The sequence below is a fragment of the Herbaspirillum frisingense genome, from assembly GCF_047325095.1.
Lineage (GTDB): Bacteria > Pseudomonadota > Gammaproteobacteria > Burkholderiales > Burkholderiaceae_D > Herbaspirillum > Herbaspirillum frisingense.
In genome coordinates this window covers 1,391,545-1,409,811 of sequence record NZ_CP168558.1, presented here as the reverse complement: position 1 = coordinate 1,409,811, position 18,267 = coordinate 1,391,545, and the positions used below count along the sequence as shown (strand labels likewise).

At 58.5% G+C, this 18,267-nt stretch carries 20 protein-coding genes; all 20 read right to left on the bottom strand.

Features of this window, described 5'->3' with window-relative positions; genetic code table 11:
- Nucleotides 1–224 precede the first annotated feature (224 nt).
- The gene (locus ACEOAC_RS06520) at nt 225–1,250 is read right to left on the bottom strand and encodes an FRG domain-containing protein (RefSeq protein WP_413628750.1); all 1,026 of its coding nucleotides are present in this window, start codon (nt 1,248–1,250) and stop codon (nt 225–227) included.
- A gap of 198 nt (nt 1,251–1,448) precedes the next feature.
- Nucleotides 1,449–1,760: a hypothetical protein gene (locus ACEOAC_RS06515; protein WP_413443320.1), complete on the bottom strand. Its 312-nt coding sequence runs from the start codon at nt 1,758–1,760 to the stop codon at nt 1,449–1,451.
- Nucleotides 1,761–2,746: 986 nt separating this feature from the next.
- A complete protein-coding gene (locus ACEOAC_RS06510) occupies nt 2,747–3,541 on the bottom strand; it encodes a DNA adenine methylase (protein WP_413443319.1) in 795 nt (264 codons plus the stop codon).
- A gap of 132 nt (nt 3,542–3,673) precedes the next feature.
- On the bottom strand, nt 3,674–4,159 hold the full coding sequence (locus ACEOAC_RS06505; protein WP_413443318.1) for a hypothetical protein: 486 nt from the start codon (nt 4,157–4,159) through the stop codon (nt 3,674–3,676).
- A gap of 3 nt (nt 4,160–4,162) precedes the next feature.
- Nucleotides 4,163–4,804, bottom strand: coding sequence for a hypothetical protein (locus ACEOAC_RS06500; protein ID WP_413443317.1), 642 nt, complete (start codon nt 4,802–4,804; stop codon nt 4,163–4,165).
- Nucleotides 4,789–5,115, bottom strand: a complete 327-nt coding sequence (locus tag ACEOAC_RS06495) for a hypothetical protein (RefSeq protein WP_413443316.1) — start codon at nt 5,113–5,115, stop codon at nt 4,789–4,791. Before ACEOAC_RS06495 ends, ACEOAC_RS06500 begins: the two co-directional genes overlap by 16 nt.
- Before the next feature lie 3 nt (nt 5,116–5,118).
- On the bottom strand, nt 5,119–5,496 hold the full coding sequence (locus tag ACEOAC_RS06490; RefSeq protein WP_413443315.1) for a hypothetical protein: 378 nt from the start codon (nt 5,494–5,496) through the stop codon (nt 5,119–5,121).
- 83 nt (nt 5,497–5,579) lie between these two features.
- Entirely contained in the window at nt 5,580–5,771 is a 192-nt protein-coding gene (locus tag ACEOAC_RS06485) for a hypothetical protein (RefSeq protein WP_413443314.1), read from the bottom strand.
- Between the two features lie 11 nt (nt 5,772–5,782).
- Nucleotides 5,783–6,682, bottom strand: a complete 900-nt coding sequence (locus ACEOAC_RS06480; RefSeq protein ID WP_413443313.1) for a phage tail protein — start codon at nt 6,680–6,682, stop codon at nt 5,783–5,785.
- Between the two features lie 9 nt (nt 6,683–6,691).
- Entirely contained in the window at nt 6,692–10,402 is a 3,711-nt protein-coding gene (locus ACEOAC_RS06475; RefSeq protein ID WP_413443312.1) for a host specificity factor TipJ family phage tail protein, read from the bottom strand.
- Nucleotides 10,393–10,782, bottom strand: a complete 390-nt coding sequence (locus ACEOAC_RS06470; protein ID WP_413443311.1) for a hypothetical protein — start codon at nt 10,780–10,782, stop codon at nt 10,393–10,395. Before ACEOAC_RS06470 ends, ACEOAC_RS06475 begins: the two co-directional genes overlap by 10 nt.
- A complete protein-coding gene (locus tag ACEOAC_RS06465; RefSeq protein WP_413443310.1) occupies nt 10,782–11,249 on the bottom strand; it encodes a DUF1833 family protein in 468 nt (155 codons plus the stop codon). Before ACEOAC_RS06465 ends, ACEOAC_RS06470 begins: the two co-directional genes overlap by 1 nt.
- Nucleotides 11,250–11,613: 364 nt before the next feature.
- A complete protein-coding gene (locus ACEOAC_RS06460) occupies nt 11,614–15,060 on the bottom strand; it encodes a phage tail tape measure protein (protein WP_413443308.1) in 3,447 nt (1,148 codons plus the stop codon).
- Nucleotides 15,061–15,161: 101 nt separating this feature from the next.
- Complete coding sequence (locus ACEOAC_RS06455; RefSeq protein ID WP_413443307.1) at nt 15,162–15,428, bottom strand: DUF1799 domain-containing protein; 267 nt, start codon at nt 15,426–15,428, stop codon at nt 15,162–15,164.
- Between the two features lie 47 nt (nt 15,429–15,475).
- Nucleotides 15,476–15,787, bottom strand: a complete 312-nt coding sequence (locus ACEOAC_RS06450; RefSeq protein WP_413443306.1) for a phage tail assembly chaperone — start codon at nt 15,785–15,787, stop codon at nt 15,476–15,478.
- A gap of 8 nt (nt 15,788–15,795) precedes the next feature.
- The gene (locus ACEOAC_RS06445) at nt 15,796–16,449 is read right to left on the bottom strand and encodes a phage tail protein (protein ID WP_413443305.1); all 654 of its coding nucleotides are present in this window, start codon (nt 16,447–16,449) and stop codon (nt 15,796–15,798) included.
- Between the two features lie 63 nt (nt 16,450–16,512).
- Nucleotides 16,513–16,854: a DUF3168 domain-containing protein gene (locus ACEOAC_RS06440; RefSeq protein WP_413443304.1), complete on the bottom strand. Its 342-nt coding sequence runs from the start codon at nt 16,852–16,854 to the stop codon at nt 16,513–16,515.
- Nucleotides 16,854–17,327, bottom strand: a complete 474-nt coding sequence (locus ACEOAC_RS06435) for an HK97 gp10 family phage protein (protein WP_413443303.1) — start codon at nt 17,325–17,327, stop codon at nt 16,854–16,856. Before ACEOAC_RS06435 ends, ACEOAC_RS06440 begins: the two co-directional genes overlap by 1 nt.
- A complete protein-coding gene (locus tag ACEOAC_RS06430) occupies nt 17,320–17,646 on the bottom strand; it encodes a phage head closure protein (RefSeq protein ID WP_413443302.1) in 327 nt (108 codons plus the stop codon). The genes ACEOAC_RS06435 and ACEOAC_RS06430 overlap by 8 nt, the downstream gene beginning before the upstream one ends.
- Nucleotides 17,647–17,681: 35 nt before the next feature.
- Nucleotides 17,682–18,257: a hypothetical protein gene (locus ACEOAC_RS06425; protein ID WP_413443301.1), complete on the bottom strand. Its 576-nt coding sequence runs from the start codon at nt 18,255–18,257 to the stop codon at nt 17,682–17,684.
- Between the last annotated feature and the right edge of the window lie 10 nt (nt 18,258–18,267).

Genomic DNA, 18,267 nt, shown 5'->3' with positions numbered 1-18,267 from the left:
AGAACTTGCCGGATTCTTGAGAAGTTACGCTGAAAACTACGCCGTTAGGTGCTCGGGCGAAATATCAAAAATCCGACGATATCCGCGCTGATGGTACGAGAGTTATCGTTCTACGGTTCTGACTCAACTGAATAAGCCCAGCTTCGTAAGGTTCGCCGAACACTAAATTAGGCGCAGAAGCGCGTTCCGCGCCGAGGGTTTCCATCGAGCAGTGCAACACCCGCTTAAATATTGAATAGGCGCTCTTTCACGTCTTCACAAGCGCCATCTATTCCAGGGAACAAAGATCCCGCCGTAATGCCCATCAGATTTAGGTCTTTCACCACCTCATCTCGTGCATTCCATGCAATGTCGATGGCGGATAAATAGTTCTTGCCTCGCTCTGTTTCTCTTTCCGCGATGTAGCGCTCGATATCATCAACGTTCGTGACAGTAGCTATTCCTTGCTGAGGAACGAGACGGTCATTATTTAGTGCCATAAACTCTTGCACGGAGAAATGCGGAGTAACTACATCGAGCATAGAGACCTGGCTGTAGTCCCTCACCCATTCCTGCATGTCAAAGACAAAAATTCGAACGTATGGATTGCGACCATCTTGAGACTTTTCACTCGATAGCCCTCGAAAAGCAAAGAATGCACTTACATAGGGCGAGTGGCTCCAATCTAGAATCGGTGTGGGATAACCATGATGCTGAAGCATGTTGAAGAACGCTCCATTTTGCAAAGGCTGCGTAAGGTCGAACACATGCTTGGTTTGCCCGGATAGTCTTCGGTGCAGCGTCTGAATATCTTCTGCCAAAAACCGAGATAAGTCTGCGCGCTTAGTTCGATGAAAGCTGGTTCGTAAAGGCCAGGTTTGGTTTTGCCCACGATAAATGAAGCGGTTTGAATCTAGGCCATTCACCTTTTCTTTAAACTCACTCCACGACAGCCTCTGGCTCGCTAAGCTTGAGCTTTTCTGTTGCCGTTGGCTTAACCTTATTGTTCCAATCACTTGGTCAGTTTCGACTTGGATCTGGAATTCCGCTCCTTTGCGTTCGCCAGCAAATTTGAAAGACTGAGTGAAAGGCTTTTCAGGGAATTGCCGATCAAATTCGGTCCATGAATATTGAAGACCCGAAGAGGCATCAATAGGGAAGAATGAATTTTTATCTAACGAGATAGAAAAACGATTTGTTTTGTTTTGAGGAATTGACAGAAAGAAAACAAGACCAGGCGGGCTATATGTTGGTCCAAAGTGAACAAACATTCGTCCTTCGGCAGTCCTTCCGCGCTCATCAAGATTAAGGATCACATTGAATTGGACGCTCTGATCGCCGCTACCGCTGAATGTACCTGTCCACTGTCCGTGCACAATTCCCCCATATGTGTTTTTTTTAAAATAGCCTCTTTACCAGGAGCATTTTATATACATTGGCACAATACCAACTACGAAAATAGAACTCCATCAAAACGGCGGCCCAGCATCGACTATGCCGAAACCGACCTGCCACGTCTGCCAGTAGGAAACCATTGCACTTCCAATACCACCTACGCGCTCAATCCCATAGACCAGCATCCCCCGCTCATCCACCCAAAGGATTTCTGGATTCAGTAGTACCAGCAGCCTGGACGGGAAATATCTAAGATGCTGACTGTCGCTATCATCGAAGTCCAGAACTTCGGCGATGGAACGATATTCGGACCTCCGCTCACTCACTTGGCGGATCTTCAACTCCCCTACCACCGCCTGAGCTCGCTTCCTTTCGTCAGGAGACAAGTTTACCCCCTGGTGCTTAAGTCGCCTCACGGTAACCAGTATCCCTCGCCGAGGCGGACTCCCCATCGCACCTTGACCATGACCAGGCCCGTCCGGCTGGCGAAGGCCAATATCGTCCGGCTGCGGATGGGGGTCCATTTGATTGAGACTAATAGACATTAAGCTTTCGCCAATACTGTATATAAACACAGTATTTTAAGCAAAAAAAAGAGCGCCCGTGCAGACGTCTGCACAGGCGCTCTTCTTCAACCTAGAACAGCCCAGTAGCCGCTTGAGCCCGACCCCCAGGTGTAAATCAAAAGCTAAACGAGTCCAGCCGCCTCATCCCCCAGCCACTGCCTCATTATCGCCATCTGCTTGTACTAGTCGCGCTTTGGCTACGACCACAGCGGAAATCTTTAGCCGGGAATTTATCAGCAGGCATAGGCAGCACGCTCGTTGCAACAATGCCACAAATTATAAAAAAAACAGAAAATATTCTTCGTTCCTTCCGGACCCTAGTCCTCGCGCGGGACTACGCGTTATCGCATATCGCAAATTGGTTGAGAATGTGGAAGAAAACGCAAAAAAATATTAGGCGGACTAATAAACCGACAACTAGGAGGAGGCTGTTGAATACTCTGCTCACCCTGACGTGAGCTAAGATAGGATCTGTCGGCGGCCTGAGACCCGGTAGGCGGGGCTTCACAAGGTTCCGACGCTTTTACGGAGGTCTATCGATGAAAGTCAAATTGACTTTTAGGGATGCAGGATTGGAGTTTGAAATGCCGGCTCCAATCCTGCAGTTGATGCTTAGCCAAGCAATATTGATGATCTTAACCACACCAACTTGATCATCTAATAGAGGGCCAGTGACGCAAACACTGGCCCTCTTCTGACATTACAAGCGGTCCTCGAAGGAATGTCAATACACGATGGAAACGTCAATCTTTCGACAAGTCCGAATTTAGTTGTCATTATCGCTGAAGCTCATCACCCTCTTCGGCCTAAAACAGTCCGGCCGGCTCTTGCTCCCGATCCCAGCTATAAATCAGCAGTTCCCCTCTCCGAGCAGCCTTGCCGCCACCGCCAACCGTGTAATCAATACTCAGCTCCTCCAATTGGAATCCCGCGAAGATCTTCCTGATAGTTGGATGGTCGTTGATACTGACTATGGCCTTGCCCTGTAGCGCTCGCATCATTGATGCCATGCGCTCGTATTGCTCGACAGGAAATGGCACTCCATAGCCTTCCGTCTCCAGATATGGAGGGTCCATATAGAAGAACGTATGCGGCCTGTCGTAGCGCTCGACGCACTTCGTCCAGTCGAGACGCTCGATCTGCGCAGCAGCCAGGCGCAGGTGTGCGGCTGACAGCATCTCCTCAATCCGGAGCAGATTGACGGGAGGTGCAGTCGTGGCCGTGCCCCAGGTCTGTCCCTCGACCTTGCCGCCGAAGCAATGCTGCTGCAAGTAGAAGAACCGGGCTGCACGTTGGATGTCTGTCAGGGTCTCTGGCGGCGTGTCCTGCAGCCACTTGAAAATCTCCCTGCTGGACAGTGACCACTTGAACTGGCGGACGAACTCCTCCAAGTGGTTCTGGACGACACGGTACAAATTGACCACGTCCCCGTTGACGTCGTTGATCACCTCGACCTTCGCAGGAGTCCGCAGGAAATACAACGCTGCGCCACCCGCAAACACTTCGACATAGCACGTGTGAGCAGGAAAACGGGGGATGATGATGTCGGCCAAGCGGCGCTTGCCGCCGAGCCATGGAATGATGGGATTGGGTGTTGCCACGGTGAACCTTCCTTGTTGTGGTAGACTCCTGGCCGCCTCGCGAGGCTGGTAGGGCCCTGGCTTGATTCACTGCTAACTCAGTGGATTGAGGCCCGGTCCGGTTGTTCGCGCAACCGGCCGGGCGCTCTACTCTTACTGCTTGGCCGCCGCTGCGGCCACCTCCAGGACGCCACTGACGGCGTCCTGAAGGGCGATCAGTTGCTCTTCGAGCTGATGGGTGTAGGTTGCTTCCCGGTCGTGCTGGGCCGCAGTGTCTGAGAGGCTAACCCCGCTGGGCGCTGCATCAGCGCCGCCGGGATCTGGGGAAATGGTGGCACCGGCGTTTGCCGCGTTCCACAGCCGGACAAAACCAGCATTGATGCTGCAAGCAGCGTCATCTTGAGCCGTGACATAAATCGGCACCTCCTTTATTCGTGTTTCACCCTGGACCTTGATGGTTTTCACCCGGTCCACGTAATTCGTGACCACCTGGCGCAGCACCACATCCTGGCCAGCCGTCACCACCTGAGCCACAGTTTGCGCACTACGCTTCTCGGCAGCCCATTCCTTCCACACCAGGCCGGCGCCGACCAGACCGCCGGCGACCAGCAGGATCAGCGCTCGTAAAATTCCTGCCATAGCTCACTCCATAAAAGGGACGTACTTGGCCCGTCGAACATCCAGGATGTTGCGCGGGTACTCCCGGTTGATCTCGTAGGCGCTCTTGCCGTAGCCCTGCCACTTCACCCGGCTTTTGTTGCTGGTGAGTTCGACGTGACCGAACCACCGGGACGGATCGCATCCAGGCTTCAGCCTGCACTGCCATCGATCCTGGGCAAGACCGCCCTCCCCGCCGTTGTACGCAGACAGCGTCATGGCCAGCCTATCGCGCTCTGTCGCCGCATCGAGGCGTTGAAAGATTCCGCGATCCATCTCGATCAGAGCCGTCATCTGCATGCGAGGATTGAAGCGGTCGGCCCAGGCCCACCCTGCCAAGCTGGCATAGGAGGCCTTCAGCTCAGAGAACTTGTCGAAGCGTATCGAGCCATCCGCCCGCGTGGCCCGAGTGATCTGGCCAAAGCCAAAGCCGTACTCCCTTGCCGTGGTCAATTCGGCACGCGGATTCCAGCATTTCGAGTGCGTGAGCGAGATGCAGGACTCCTGCTCAATCTGGGCAGCAAGGAATGAAGGCATCGGGGCATTCGGCCAGATCTGCTGCTGCGTAGTGAGCAGCAGGGGCAGATACACCAGCGCCAGTTTCGGAAGCACTACGGTCGCGTCCATAGCACCACCGAAAGCACCAGCAAGCCTACAAACACGATGACGGCCGCGACCACAATGGCACTCGCCCGCGGATCACGGGCCGCCATGCCCACCATGTTGACCAGGTCGATAGGCGACCAGGCGATACGACTGATCTGGATGCAGAATCCCACCAGGATGGCGACGAACAGCATCCAGGTCAGCACCGAGATCGTTCGCACCGGATCGATGCAATAGACGATGACCAGCGCCGGCACGATCAGGAACCAAGCGCTCTTGTCGACCAGCGCGGCCAGCCGCGTCTGGAATTTCTGATAGAACTTCTTCAGCATGTACTACCCCTTGTTGATATTTGAAAAAATCCAGCGCAAGTAATCCTTGAACTGGTACAGAAGGAAGGCCAGCGCCGCCCATGATCCTGTTCGCATCATGTGCGAGCGCCAGTCCTGCCAGAACTTCCGCCGCTCTTCCGCAGCCCTTATGAGCTCCTCGTGATACCGCCGGTGGCCACCAGGATCACCGGCAGGGAACCCCTCGCGCAGCTCGTCCAATTGCTCCTTGATTTCCCGTAGCTGCGCCGTGTTGGCGTCCATGTGCTGCACGTTTTCGACGTGGCGAGCATCCAGGCTCCGCCGCAGCCCCTGAACGGACGAGTACAGATCCTCAACCGAGATCCGGCTCTCCTTTTCTTTTGCCCTTTGCGGCCGTTCCACATCACCCCCTTTCACCGAGTGCAGACGTCTGCACAAAAAAAATAAAGCCCGCAGTGCGGGCTTGTATGGAATTCGTTGGGTGCCTAGGAGGCTGCAACCGGTGCCGGCACAGCTTGCTGGATGAAGTAGGACTGAGCGTTATACCAGGTCGCCCAGCGGGGATCGTCCACTGACATTTCCAGCTGATTGGGAAACGCTTCGGGATCCTGGGGTGAGCCCATATAGCCGATGATGAACATCTCGCTCGGATCAAGCTGCACAAATACGGTTTCCATATTGTCCTTTCTTAGAAGCTGTAGCCGGTGCAATAGATGCTGACCGTAGGAGTGTCAGCGCTGCTGTTCGCCGTGCAATACAGCGTTTGGGGCGTAATCAACGGAACGCGCTCGAAAGGGGCGCTCACTGCCGTTACAGGAGAGGCGGAGGCATATGCCCAGCCTGTGTTACTGGCATCGCCGGCCACGATGAAGTTAAGCGCCTGTGAGGTCGGGCAAACGCCGCCCACAGAGCCGCGCATGGACTTTGCATTTTTGGGAACAACTGCGGCGACCGAGAACGAGGTGGGAGTGAGCTTCTGTCCAGCGGATTGAAATGCAAGCGTGTTCGGCAGAAAAATCTCCCGATCAATCTGCTGCCCGATCTTGAACCTGCCACTAGAATCAGTTGGCCACACACCCACAAGTGCAGTCATGGTGTAGCCCGCCGGTAGGTTGGCGCCACCATACACCTCGCCAAGTGCGGCCGCTGTCGCATCTTGCGCGAACAATCTGGCGTTGCCGGCAGTCGGGCTATAGCCCAAATATACGCAGACGAAGCCGCTAGTGGGCGCGGGAGCGACATCCATGCCACCAGCGCCCACAGCGCCCAGGTTGACATTGCCGTTCACGCCCTTCAGGCATCGACGCTCGCCGCCCAATGCCGACTGCACGATGACTTCGTCGGCAATGAAGTTACCGACATTGCTCGCTGCAGCAATGCGCATTCTGGCGTTGCGCATGCTTCCGACAACACCAGTTCGCTGCGCCAACGTCACCCCCAACAGCGTCGCCAAGGTGGTGGTGTCGGCCGAGTCGGTACCGGTAAAGGCCGTGAGGAAGTCGTAAAGCTTCCCCATTGCGACCCGGTATTGGCCGGTATTGGGAACAGCGTCCCCGTTCAAGATGCTTCTGATGGTGGAGATATCCATATTTACCTTTCATTTGCCCTGCAAAATCACGTCTACGTTTCCCGATGTCATTGCCCCGGTCGCGTTGTAGCAAGCGATACGCGGCCCCAGCGGAATGCTCTTGTCCAGCCACTTCGCCATGACGGCGCTTCCGCCATCGTCCTGCAGCGTCAATTGGATGTTGTCGATGGCGTACCAGGTCTTACTCAGCGCCAAGCGCATGCCACCAGCCGGCACCGCCACGTCGTTGAACCGTTCAATGACGTCGGGGATGTCGATGACCGCCACGCACTTGCCGATCCGACCTTGATTCGGCCCCCGCCCTGTCTGGAAGCGGAACTGATACAGCACCTCATGGGAGGTAATGCGTCCTGGCCACGGCATGAAATCACCGTCATCGGTATAGAAGGGCGTCCCGTCCGCCCCGTAGAACACCTCGGCATCCGGCTTCGCAAACATGGGTTGCGAACCCGTGGTCCGATACTCGATGAACTGAGCATCGCCCGCGAAATCGACATCCAGCGTTATTGCACTGCCCTCGGCCAGCCTGGACGGCGCTATGACGGTCGTGACGTAGATCAGCGGCGCATAGTTGTCATTGAAGAACTGCGCGCTGTCGTACTGGCTGTAGAAATTGGCCGCGTCATCGCGATAGAACAGCGAGGTGTTATCCGCAACAATTTGGCCGCCAACAACGGAAGCATTCAGGAGCGAGCCGGGATAGCCCATCGCCTGGACGTCGTAGGTCTCGACCACGTTGGCGACCAGGACGTCGCCGAACTGCGTGCGGATCACGGCCGCCACCTCAGATAGGTTCCCCGAGGTATCGACCGCCCGGATCATCAGCGTCAGCGGACCTTGCGGCGTGGCCGGCGGCGTATAGGGCGTGTCTGTCACCACCCCATCATGTAAGGGATGGGCATCACCCCAGGACGGGTTGTCGCCATAGTGGTACCGGATCAGGTAGCCCAGCAGATCCACATCCGCCACCACACCCCAGGTCAGCGTGTTGCCATCGATGCGGAACCACGGGACATTGCTCGGAGGAAGACTCAGCCCAAGCACCGCGTAATCGACCCGCCCGACCGTCCCGAGCCGGCCGAAGCCGTCGTAGGGCCGGGCCTCGAATGACCAGACATCGCTGACACCGCCGGTAAAGACAAACCGCCGTCCCGATGCCGTTCCGAGCCGATGCAGCGTGTTGCCCGCAGTGGCGCCCCAGATCTCGACATGGTCCACGCTGCCGGCGAAATCCATGGTCAGCGTCAAGGTCACCGCAAAGGTATTGCCCTGCCGGATCAGCTGCTCGGTCACCTCGATCTTGGTGACCTCGGGCAGCGCCGGTCGGCGCGATTGATTCACTGGCGGGGTATAGGCGCCGTACAGCACGTAAGCCCAGAACTCGTCGCCCTCGGGAACGCAGGTCACCGTCGCACCGCTCATGTCCGAGTCAGGCTGAATCTCGGTCACCCGGACGCGATAACCCGGCGTCGCCTTGAAATCGTAGAGCCAGATGACGTCGTGCACCGGTGATCCGTCAGCACCAGGAAGTGGAACCGACGCTGGCCAGGGATTGACCAGTGTCACCACCCGGCTCTCGTCGGCAAGGGGCTGCACCGGGAAGACCGTGCACGACTTGTCTCCCAGCAAGCGAAGCCCGATGAAACCACCGGCGCCGGCCGGCAATATGTCGTCCAATGTCAGCTGGACGCGACCACCGGCCATTCCCACAACGGCCAGGCGACCGCCGTATCCCCACTGAGTCAGGTCGTGACTCAGGCGCAGGACCGCCCCGCGCTGATAGGTCAGGTGTTCCAGATCCGTGTCGAAGGTGATCGACTTGCGCTGGAATTCGCTCTGCGCCATATGGAAGCGCGCCAGCAATGCCGCATGGGCCTCCTCGGTCACTCCGACCGAAGTGATCCGTGCCGGATTGAGGGCCGTCTCGACATTGGGCGATTTCACCCGCAGAGAGACCCAGGTGAAATCCTGATACCGGTCGAAATATTGGTACTCCAGGCCATCGGAGGTATCCAGCGTCAGGTAATCCACCTTGAAGGTCCCGGCGGTCATGGTGGCCATGTTCACGACGCCGCTCTCCAGCTCGTTCTCCTGGAACCACATGACGCCCCACTTGCCCCGTGGCCATGCCAGGCTGCCTAGACCAACAGCGGCCATATTGCTCAGCACCTCTTGGTGCGACATGGTCTGGTCGAGATACCAGTCGAAGCGGAAATTCATCGCAGTGCAACGGACCATGAACCCCTGCAGAGACTCAAAGTCGATCATGTCATCGCTCAAGCCCATGCCGGCGTGCAGCCGGCCGTCCGGCCCGTAAATGCCACGCATATACTGCAGCATCAAGGCGCCGGGATTGGAGGCGCCCGTCTCACGGGTGGTCGCAGTCACCCAAGCCGAGCCGTTCCAAACAGGAATCGCCCTGCTCTGCCCCAGCCAGTTCACCGTATCCAGCGTGCCACTGAGCTGGCCAGAGGCCCGCATCTTCAGGCCGACCCGCCCGATGCCAGCGTAGTAGCCGCTGTCGGGCTGCACGCTCTTCAGGTAGGACCAGGCGAAGGTGTTCGCCTCGCGGTTCGACGACTTGTCAGCGGTGTTCTTGCGTAGGCGGATCTCGTACTGCCCCAGCGGCAGGCCATAGGTCAGCGATTCCCGAATGGTGTCGGTTGAGGCGCTGCTGTAATGGCGAAGATCCAGCGCCTGCCAGGCGCCCGAGGGAAGCAAACGATACTGCAGCTCAATATCGGCAGTACGCTCCCCGACTTTTCCATCGTCGGCGATCCAGTACAGCGATGCGTCCAGATCGATCTGAACGGCCATGGTGTTGACCGATGTGGTTCGCGTCACCCATTCGCCTGGGGTGTAGGCCTGCCATGAGCCAAGATCCGGCCCGCCCACCAGCTTGGCGCCGGCAACAGAATCGACGTTTGCCCAGCCACCCAGCGGTTGATTCGGCATCGAGGGGAAACCCTCGAACTGGGTTTCCCAATCGGAATAGCTTCCGAGTGGCGTCTTTCCGATCCGGATGTCCGACACCGACGCGCAGTTGATCCCGCCGTGCAGAACCTCGTAGAGATACTGAGTCTGTCCCTCGTACCAGGTGAACGGCTGCGATGAGAAGTCCGGTGTAATTCTCACCTGACCGAACAGCAAGCCCAGCGGTTCATACGGGCGGCTCTGATTGTTGCTGGCAGCGAGGCTGTACGTGGAGCCGGCCGTATTGCTCTGGAGCGCTTCGATACTGGCCTGCTGAGGCGTCAGCAGCTTGTTCACCAGCATTGTGCCGACAACATATGCGGCCGCAGCAGCGAAGAATCCGCCGCCGACTATGCCGCCGCTTGCAAACAGGCCGCTGGTGCCGAGACCGCCGGGACCTAGGGTGAAGTAAGAAATAGCGACCACGGCCGCCAGGCGCAAGATGCCACCGTTGCGCACCCGTCGCCGGCATTCGATCAGGACGCCGGGCTTGGGGCGGGTCAGCGCCCAGAACTGCGGGGGCACCTCGGCGCCATTGATCGCCACCACCCAGGCATCGGCATCCACCTCCTGCGCGGTACGCGCCAGGAAAGCGGCCAGGGTTTCATTGTGCAGCAGCGATTCGACACCGATATGCTGGCCCTCCAGCGTGACCGAATGGGGCGTGACGACAAGGCCGGCACGTGCAGACGTCTGCACTTCACCCATCCGCATCAGCACCTTGCCATCGCGATCAATCAATTCCATCTGTAAAAGCCCTCGATAAATAAGCCAATGCCCGGGAGGTCGCCGAGCCGGTGCAGCCAGACGGAGCCCAGGGAACGGCTGTTGTGCAGTACGCGCCAAGCGCCATTGATGTGAAAGAGCGTGCCGATATGCGGGGCGTCCGCCTGCATGATCACGACATCGCCGTCTCTGATCTGCTCCGGCGGCACCTGGAATGCCAGCTCGGTGCGGTAGCGCCGGATGGTGGCAGCCTGAGCCGTTCGTCTAGCCCTCTCCGACGGCAGCGCAATGTGCTTGCCGAACAGCTCCAGCTGCAGCAGTACCGCCAGGTCAGCGCAGTCGAATTTCTCCGCGTCATAGGGCATTCCGATGTACCGCTGCAGAGAGCGAGGGGTGACCATCAGAAAATCCCCGGCGACGTGTTTGGATCATGGCGAAGGCGGACGGCCTGCTGCCTCAAGAGCCGGTCTTGCGACAGCGTCCCACTGATCAAGGCGGCGTCGGCCGAGATGGCCATGATTGGTACCGACCAGCTCCACTCGATCACGTCCGGCGTGTCGCGGCCGGCAATCTTGACCGTCGCGTTGAGCACGGCACCCGATGGCAAGCGTTCGATCTCCCCCATGAGGTCGCGCCCGGTGTTGTCGATCTCGATCCGGGCCTGAGGGGCCTCGTTCTCCGAGTCGGTGGGGAAGGCAAACCGGAATGGGAAGCCAATATAGGTGCGGCCGTTGCTGACCCAATCTCGCGTATCGCTGACGATGTAGACCGGGGCGCTGAAACTCGGATGCGTGATCTCCAGGAACTGCAAGATTCCGTTGATATCATCGACCCGCTGCCGGCCCTTTCTGAATCCAACTGAAGTCATAGGTGCTCCACATATTCCAGCTGAATGCTCCGCCTGGAAACACCAGAAGAAAACGGCCCGTCCGGAGCGAGAGGGCCGAGCGACCCCGCTACCACCCGGACGCTACGTGTCTGATTGGTACGTGGATCTCGCCAATCAAACCAGACCGTTCCAGCGCCGGCATCGCCGTAGTACCAGGTTCGAAAATCGGATGCAGCCTTGTTACTCAGGAAGACCACATCAAATGACAGAGCGACCAGGACGTCGCTCTGCACTCGTCGCTGCTTAGGCACACCGCGATCCATCGACGTGCGTGCCATGTTATTACTCGGCTTCTCCTGGAACGTGCCAAGAGCCATTCGCGCATAGGTAGGGAATTGCACACTCATGTTGTCACTGCCTTTAGGTTGAAACGGCTCTTCATTGCCTGCGTGAGCGGTCCCTGGCCGCTGGCAATGTTGTTGGCCATCATCCTCTCCAGCGGCTTGAGGATGACCGTCAGGTCACCGCTGGGCGACATCTCCGCAGAGGCATCAAGAGGCGTCCCGGACTGATTGATCAAATTGACTGCCACCGGACCGCCAGCACCACCTCGTACACCAGACACACTGACGCCCAGCTTTCCGTCGACGCCGCGAGACAGGGGCATGATCGCCTCAGGCCCAGCCTCGCCCATCAGGCCGGCGCCCTTCGCAAAGGCGAATACGGTCGGTCGAGATACCACTTGGCCGCTATACGCACTGAGAGACGGCGACTGATACACATCGCCCAGCGCATTGGCCTTCAGGCCCAATCCGCCTCCCACGACCGATTGCCAATAGTCCGCCGTGCTGGCGCCCGAAGACGCAGCGCCGGCCGGTGAAAATAGCGATTGCGCCAAGGGGATGAGATTGCTGAACAGGCCCGATACCGCAGCACGGGCCTGCATCCTGGCAATATCCGCGATCACGGACTTCGCCAGATCGCTGAAATTGAGCTTTCCTGTGGTAGCGAAGTTCGCCCAGGCATCTTCCATGCCGCGAGCGGCCGAGCTGAACAGGCTCTCGACCTGGCTAGAGATGTTCGCAGCCTGGTCAGCGTAGTTCTGCATGAACCGCCCCGCACCGAGCCAGCCATCCTGCTGGACCTTCTTTGTCTGCTCGGAGTAGTCACGCTCCAGCTGGAGCCGCGCTTCCAGACTTGCCTTGAGCGCAGCCATCTCATCGTCGTACTGCGACTGGCTCAAGCCGCCATGCGCCTCGCCCTTCTCCCTCGATTTGCGCAGGGCATCGGCGGCGCGGTCGAACTCCTGCTGCACCTGATTGAGCCGGTTCAGCTCATCTCGGGCCGCGTCACCAAGGCCCGCGCCATCCACCAGGTTGCGAATGGCTGCGGCACGGGTGTTGTATGAGGCATTGAGCGAATCGACATAGGCCTGCACATCGCGGGCATTCTTCTCCAGCAGGGAGCGCGTGTCGTTGGCGTACTTCTGTTCGTTCTGCTGTTGCTCGTCGCGGATCTTCCGCTGCTGGTTCTTCGCCTCCTCCAGTGCACTCAGATTCTTCTTCTGGCCTGCTACCTCTTCCTGCTGTTTGGCCAGGGCCATTTCCTTGTCCAAGGCAGCACGGCGGGCCTCGTAATCGGCGCGCAGATATTCTTGCGTGTTCAACAAACCGACGTCGTACAGAGCCTTGTTGTCTTGCAAGGAAGAACGGAGGTTGCGCTCGGCCTCCTGCAGCTGGCCCTGGATCGCTTTGATCCGTGCGTTGAGCGCGTTATCCGTGCCGGCTGGAGCCTTTTCCTTGTACTTGTCCTCGATGTCCTTTTGCAGTTTGGAGAACAGGCCGCCACTGAGTGGGTCTCCAGATTCACTGAAAAGGACGCCATCAAGTCGGGCGTTGGCGGCGCCAGTTCGGTTTGCCTCCCGCATCAGGGCGGTAAAGTTCTGCGAGAGCTTCGCCAATTCATTGCGCTTGCGGATATTCTTGTCGACAGACTCCGTCAACTGGTCGACTGCTCGAGCCGCCTCAATAGAGGCACTGCTGGTGCGAGCATCCTCCCGTTGCTGAGCCGCAGCCATGTCCTGAGCCTTATCCAGTTTCTCCATTTCAGCGATACGCTTCTCGATCACCGCTTGGTCTTCTGGGTTCCAGACACCGATTGAGAGACGCCGCCTATATTCAGCGATGTCCTGCTTGAGGAGATCTTGGCGGCCGACATTCATTACCTTATCCCAGAACCCCGCCACCGCATTCTTAGCCTTGTTCCAAGCACCTTCGATGGTCCCGATGTGCTCATTGATCGAGCGAGCACGCTCGCCCATTGCATCGGCATAGGTCCGCTCAGCGAGATCCACCGCCGCCTGGGTGTCGCCTTGTCGTTGCAATGCCGCGATCTGGTCATATACCGACTGCGTCAGATAATGGTACTGCTCGTTCAGCTTCGCACTCGCGTCGACGGGAGAGCGTGCCAACTCCTCGAATTCGCGCACGGTGTCCTTCACGGCGCGGCCGGTGGCCACCTGCATATCGACCGCCACGGTCGCGATCATGCCAATCTGCTCCGCCGAATACTTACCGCTATTGGCCAGCTCCAGCACAACATCCTTCGCAGCCGAGAGACTACCGAGAGAGCCAGCTGCCTGTACGGCCATCTCGTGAAGGCTCCCGGCGGTGGCGCCGGCGGCATTGCCCGTGACCACCAGGGCATCGGAGAACTTCCTCTCTTCTTCATGCCCCTGCAAGTAAGCGACGGCCAGGGCACCGACACTTGCAACCAGCCCGCCGATAGCAATCGATGCCGGGGACAACAGTGCCGGCATCAGGCCGGATTGCTCTGCGAAGATCGAGAACGAACGGCTGGCCCCGCTGAAATTGCCGCTGGCGATTTCCCGAGTCAAGACACCCAGCTCGCGCCGGCTGCCACTGGTGGCCAGGCTGAAACCATGCATTCCCTTCTCGGCCTTCTCAATCTGCTCGATCAGTGGCGCCGCCTGGTTGGTGACGCCCAACTGCGCGGCCCGGTACTCCAGCAGCTCCTTGGCACTCTTGCCGGCGGTCGCCGCCTGATCCTTCAGCCGTGCGATGAAGGCATCAGCCTTGGCCGTAGCGTCCGCGTTTGTCTTGTTCAGCTGAGCCTCTGAGACGTCGAGCTGCTTGACCGCCGCCGCGTACTGCTCGGCAGAGATCCGGCCTTGCCCCCAGAGACTGACCAGCTTGTCGGTCTGCGCCTGCAGTTCCTTCTGGCTGCTAGCGCCGCGACCGATGGAACTGAGAGCGCGATTGACCTCGGCGACCCGGTCCGCAGTTTCCTGCAGGGAGCGGTTCTGCAATGAAGCGTCAATCCGCTCTGTCCCGGCGGGCGCACTACGCCCACCGACTTCCCGCGCAGCTGCTGCGGCGGCGCGAGAGGCTTCGATCTCCTGATTGAGCGCAGCGGTCTTTTCTAGGGAAGCTGCCACCGAGGCACGAATACGCGCTGCGGCATCCTCTTCGCTCTCGGCTTGAGCCTTGAATGCCGAGGCGGCCACGACAGACGCTTCAGCGTTCTTGCGTTGGGTCGCCTCCAACTGGCGCCAAGTTGCCAACAGGGGTGCCGCTGCCTCAGACACACCCAACTGAGCGGCACGCAACTCCAGGGACGCCACTTTGCCGCCTTGGATTGCGGCCACTTGGCGTTGCAGGCCTTCCAGGTAGCGCTGCTGTGCGGTGGTCAATTCCTTCGCACCGGCCGTGCCGGCGGCCGAGATCTGATTCAACGCTGGCACGACCGTTGCCGCCGCCGACGTGGCCTCGCTCTTGACCTCGCGCACGGCCTGGCCCGCATCACGCATGTCGGCCTTGAATTGATCCATTTCGGCCGTGAGGCCGACTGTTACGCTACCTGCTAGATCGCTTCCGCCAGAGTTGGACATATCTCACTACCTTGAAGAAAAATGCCGCCCGAAGGCGGCCGTTACTGTTCACGCATCCACTTAATCGCCGCGTGCTCCATTACCCGCACGTCATCGAATACTTTCCGCCGCTTCGCCGAAGGCACGCCATATAGGCGCATGACCGTTGGCAGCGCCGAATAGTCCAGGCCGATGAGGGACCCCATGTCAGCACGCCACTGGGTCCGCATCGCGTTGAACACCTCGACCGAAGGGTAGTTCTCAGGGTAGACCTCAAAGCTGCTGGCACCAGCCCCAAGATCATCCGGAGTCAGCCCAAGCGCCGCCAACTGTGCCGCATCCGGCTCCGGCGTATAGAGGAACTCGGCCGCGGCGATCAGTTTCCCCGCGCCGCCTTATAGACCTCGTTGAAGTAGGCCCGATGGATCACGATGCCGACACCGTGATAGTTGCGCAGCAGCTCGCCGAGAGCAGCCTCGCTGAAGACGGCATCGACCTCGTCCCACCCGGTGATCGTCGCCATGACGAATTCGTCGACGGTCACCCTCTGATCACCGCCGATCAGCTTCTCTAGTTCCTCGGTGTCACGGTAGAGAGCAGTCATCTTGATCTTGGTCGGCTTCGCTTCTCCCGCGACTGGGACGTCGACCTCCAGCTGGAAGGTCGGGTTAGGCTTCAGTTTGAGCATTCAGCACCTCAAGACTCATAACGGGTGGGACGAGACACCAGAGCGAGCGATGCCTTGGTGGTCATGACGTTGCCCTTGGACAGGACAGGCGTCGGGTTGTAGGAGACGTAGCCGTTGTAGTAGATCTCCGAGCCGCCCTTCAACGCCAGCCGTAGAGGACGAATGGCGCCAATCGCGTCGGCTGCTTCCAGCACAGCACTATGAAGTGACGTCGGGTCGTCGGCTGCCGTGATGGAGATGGTCTGAGGGCTCTTGGTGGTAGGGACCTGGTGTTGCTGATCATCGTCGAGGAACTCAACGGTGACGAAATTCTGGTCACCTCCCGAGGAGTCGAACGAGCTCACCTGAGGAATTCGCTGCCAGGTCAGTACCTTCTGGAGACTGCCAACACCATCGCCTGCTGGAAATTGCTCGATGTCAGAAGTGTTGATGCCTTCGAGCGTCACAGCGCCGGCCGCGAATGCCTTGACGCGGGCGACACGTTGGTTGAGTTTCAGCCATCCGGGTGAACTCACGATGACGATGTCACCGACATCGATATCCGCCGAACCACCGACTTGGGCCACGGCTTCAGCGGCATTGGATACCGCTGTCGTCGCAACGACAACATCGAGTGTAGCGGCGACGAAAAGTTTTGCGCCATCAGGCAGTTTGAAGCCCATGATTGTGACCTTTCAAAAAAAATTGGCCCCATGAGGGGCCTGTTGATGAATTCTGTTCAGCGCCTACGATGGCGCCAAAATCCGGAAATCGCAGCTACGGCGATAGAGTTCTACCGCCGCCTCATACAAGCTGAACGGCGCACCGATTGCAGACGCCTGCAAATCATCCAAACGGAACCTCACTTGCGACATCAGCGCATTGGCCGAGGTGCGCGTCCCTGCGTAAACGTCGATCTGCAAGCGCACGAAGTCCTTTCCAGATGGACCTTCGAGAAACTCAATGGGCTCGCCGCCAACCTGCTGAAGGATGATGTAGGGACGATCTACATCGGCTGGCGCTTGATCAAAGAAGACCCGGTTCTGCACCAGATCATTCAGCAAGTCCATTACAGTCTTTTCGATCATTACATCCCCTTCAATGCTTCCGATACCCGCTCCGAAAGCCGCTCCAGCATGGCTTTGAGCGCTGCGCCCTTCTTCGCTTCATATCCTGGCCGCAGGAAAGGATGGGCCGCAACGAAGATTGGCTTGGAATCGGTGCGATGCTTCTTCCATGTGATTCCGTCAGGCTTACGCGGGATATACCAATGCCCGTACTCCACCCATGCCCCGTAGAACGGCACATCATCCTCGCCCTTCTTGCGCCAAGAGACATGGTAGGTCTGGGAGGTCGCCGATGAGACCTCCTCGATGTGCTTTTGGTAGATGTTGGCGGCGAGAATTCCACGCTGCCGAGGTGCGCGCGCAATAATCTCGGCCTTGATAATCGAGGCACCAGCATTCGCTGCTGACCGCAACGCGTCGGAACCGACCTTCTCGGGAAGACCTTCTAGGAGGCGGATCACGTCGTCAAAGCCATCAACTTCCATCTTAGCCATCGAGCAATCCCGTTGCGCAATAGATCTGCATCTCTTCGCGGCGTCCAGACTTATCGAGTGCAGCAATCACCCGATAGTATTGACCGTCCAGCACCACCCGCATATTAGGCAAGATGCCCGTGCGATAGCGGATGACGAATTTCACCGATATCTCAACATCCTTCGCCATCGCGGCCTCAAGTTCGCGCCCTGAGACGTCCGCCCTCCGCGCCCATAGCTCGGCCACCGTGGCCCAGCTAGAGACAAGGTCTCCGTCATCATTCTTGACGTTGGAGGCCTGCTCCACGACGATGCGGCGATTGAGTTCACCTGGTCGCATCTGATTCTCCTGTGCAGACGTCTGCACATTTTTGCTTAGCTGACGCGCAGCACCTTATAACTGTCCAGCAGGCCGTCAACGAAAGGTAACGGCTTGAGCGTCGACTCGGTCTGCCCCTCGGGCTGGTTCACCAGTTGCGCGGCATGTGCCACCATCCAGAGGCGGATGTCTTCCGGCACATCCGTCTTCTCGCCATAGCCCGCCTTGAACGCTACTTGAACGCAGCGCGGTCCAGCCAGAACAGCCGGCCACACCGCCCCAGGTGCCAGCGCAAGAGCTGCAGGCGTCACCTCGCCGCCGTCCGCTAATTCATAGAGCGACGGATCCATCGTCTGCAGTTCACCGCCGGGGTCGCGATATTTCACGTGCAGGATCTCGGCGACGTCCGGCACCTCAAGGTCAATGCGCCCGCATGGAAATCGCTCCATCGCCAGCATCAGCTGCTGAGTAATCAAACGGCGGCCGAGCGCACGCTCAGCCGACCGACGAACCGCCGGGATGATCATGGCGATCTGCGAGTCGAAGGCAGTGCCGTCAATACGCGCTGAGCTTTTCACCACATCAGCGTCGATGGGCTCCGTCGCGGGGCCTTCAAGAGTAATTAACGGCATGCCGCGCTCC

Excerpts from the sequence above, each read along its gene's own strand:
- ACEOAC_RS06520 (WP_413628750.1), bottom strand. The coding sequence starts at position 1,250 with ATGTTTGTTCACTTTGGACCAACATATAGCCCGCCTGGTCTTGTTTTC.
- ACEOAC_RS06430 (WP_413443302.1), bottom strand. The coding sequence starts at position 17,646 with ATGCGACCAGGTGAACTCAATCGCCGCATCGTCGTGGAGCAGGCCTCC.
- ACEOAC_RS06470 (WP_413443311.1), bottom strand. The coding sequence starts at position 10,782 with ATGGTCACCCCTCGCTCTCTGCAGCGGTACATCGGAATGCCCTATGAC.
- ACEOAC_RS06435 (WP_413443303.1), bottom strand. The coding sequence starts at position 17,327 with ATGGCTAAGATGGAAGTTGATGGCTTTGACGACGTGATCCGCCTCCTA.
- ACEOAC_RS06445 (WP_413443305.1), bottom strand. The coding sequence starts at position 16,449 with ATGGGCTTCAAACTGCCTGATGGCGCAAAACTTTTCGTCGCCGCTACA.
- ACEOAC_RS06440 (WP_413443304.1), bottom strand. The coding sequence starts at position 16,854 with ATGATCGAAAAGACTGTAATGGACTTGCTGAATGATCTGGTGCAGAAC.
- ACEOAC_RS06450 (WP_413443306.1), bottom strand. The coding sequence starts at position 15,787 with ATGCTCAAACTGAAGCCTAACCCGACCTTCCAGCTGGAGGTCGACGTC.
- ACEOAC_RS06485 (WP_413443314.1), bottom strand. The coding sequence starts at position 5,771 with ATGGAAACCGTATTTGTGCAGCTTGATCCGAGCGAGATGTTCATCATC.
- ACEOAC_RS06425 (WP_413443301.1), bottom strand. The coding sequence starts at position 18,257 with ATGCCGTTAATTACTCTTGAAGGCCCCGCGACGGAGCCCATCGACGCT.
- ACEOAC_RS06465 (WP_413443310.1), bottom strand. The coding sequence starts at position 11,249 with ATGACTTCAGTTGGATTCAGAAAGGGCCGGCAGCGGGTCGATGATATC.
- ACEOAC_RS06495 (WP_413443316.1), bottom strand. The coding sequence starts at position 5,115 with ATGCTGAAGAAGTTCTATCAGAAATTCCAGACGCGGCTGGCCGCGCTG.
- ACEOAC_RS06475 (WP_413443312.1), bottom strand. The coding sequence starts at position 10,402 with ATGGAATTGATTGATCGCGATGGCAAGGTGCTGATGCGGATGGGTGAA.
- ACEOAC_RS06460 (WP_413443308.1), bottom strand. The coding sequence starts at position 15,060 with ATGGATCAATTCAAGGCCGACATGCGTGATGCGGGCCAGGCCGTGCGC.
- ACEOAC_RS06500 (WP_413443317.1), bottom strand. The coding sequence starts at position 4,804 with ATGGACGCGACCGTAGTGCTTCCGAAACTGGCGCTGGTGTATCTGCCC.
- ACEOAC_RS06480 (WP_413443313.1), bottom strand. The coding sequence starts at position 6,682 with ATGGATATCTCCACCATCAGAAGCATCTTGAACGGGGACGCTGTTCCC.
- ACEOAC_RS06505 (WP_413443318.1), bottom strand. The coding sequence starts at position 4,159 with ATGGCAGGAATTTTACGAGCGCTGATCCTGCTGGTCGCCGGCGGTCTG.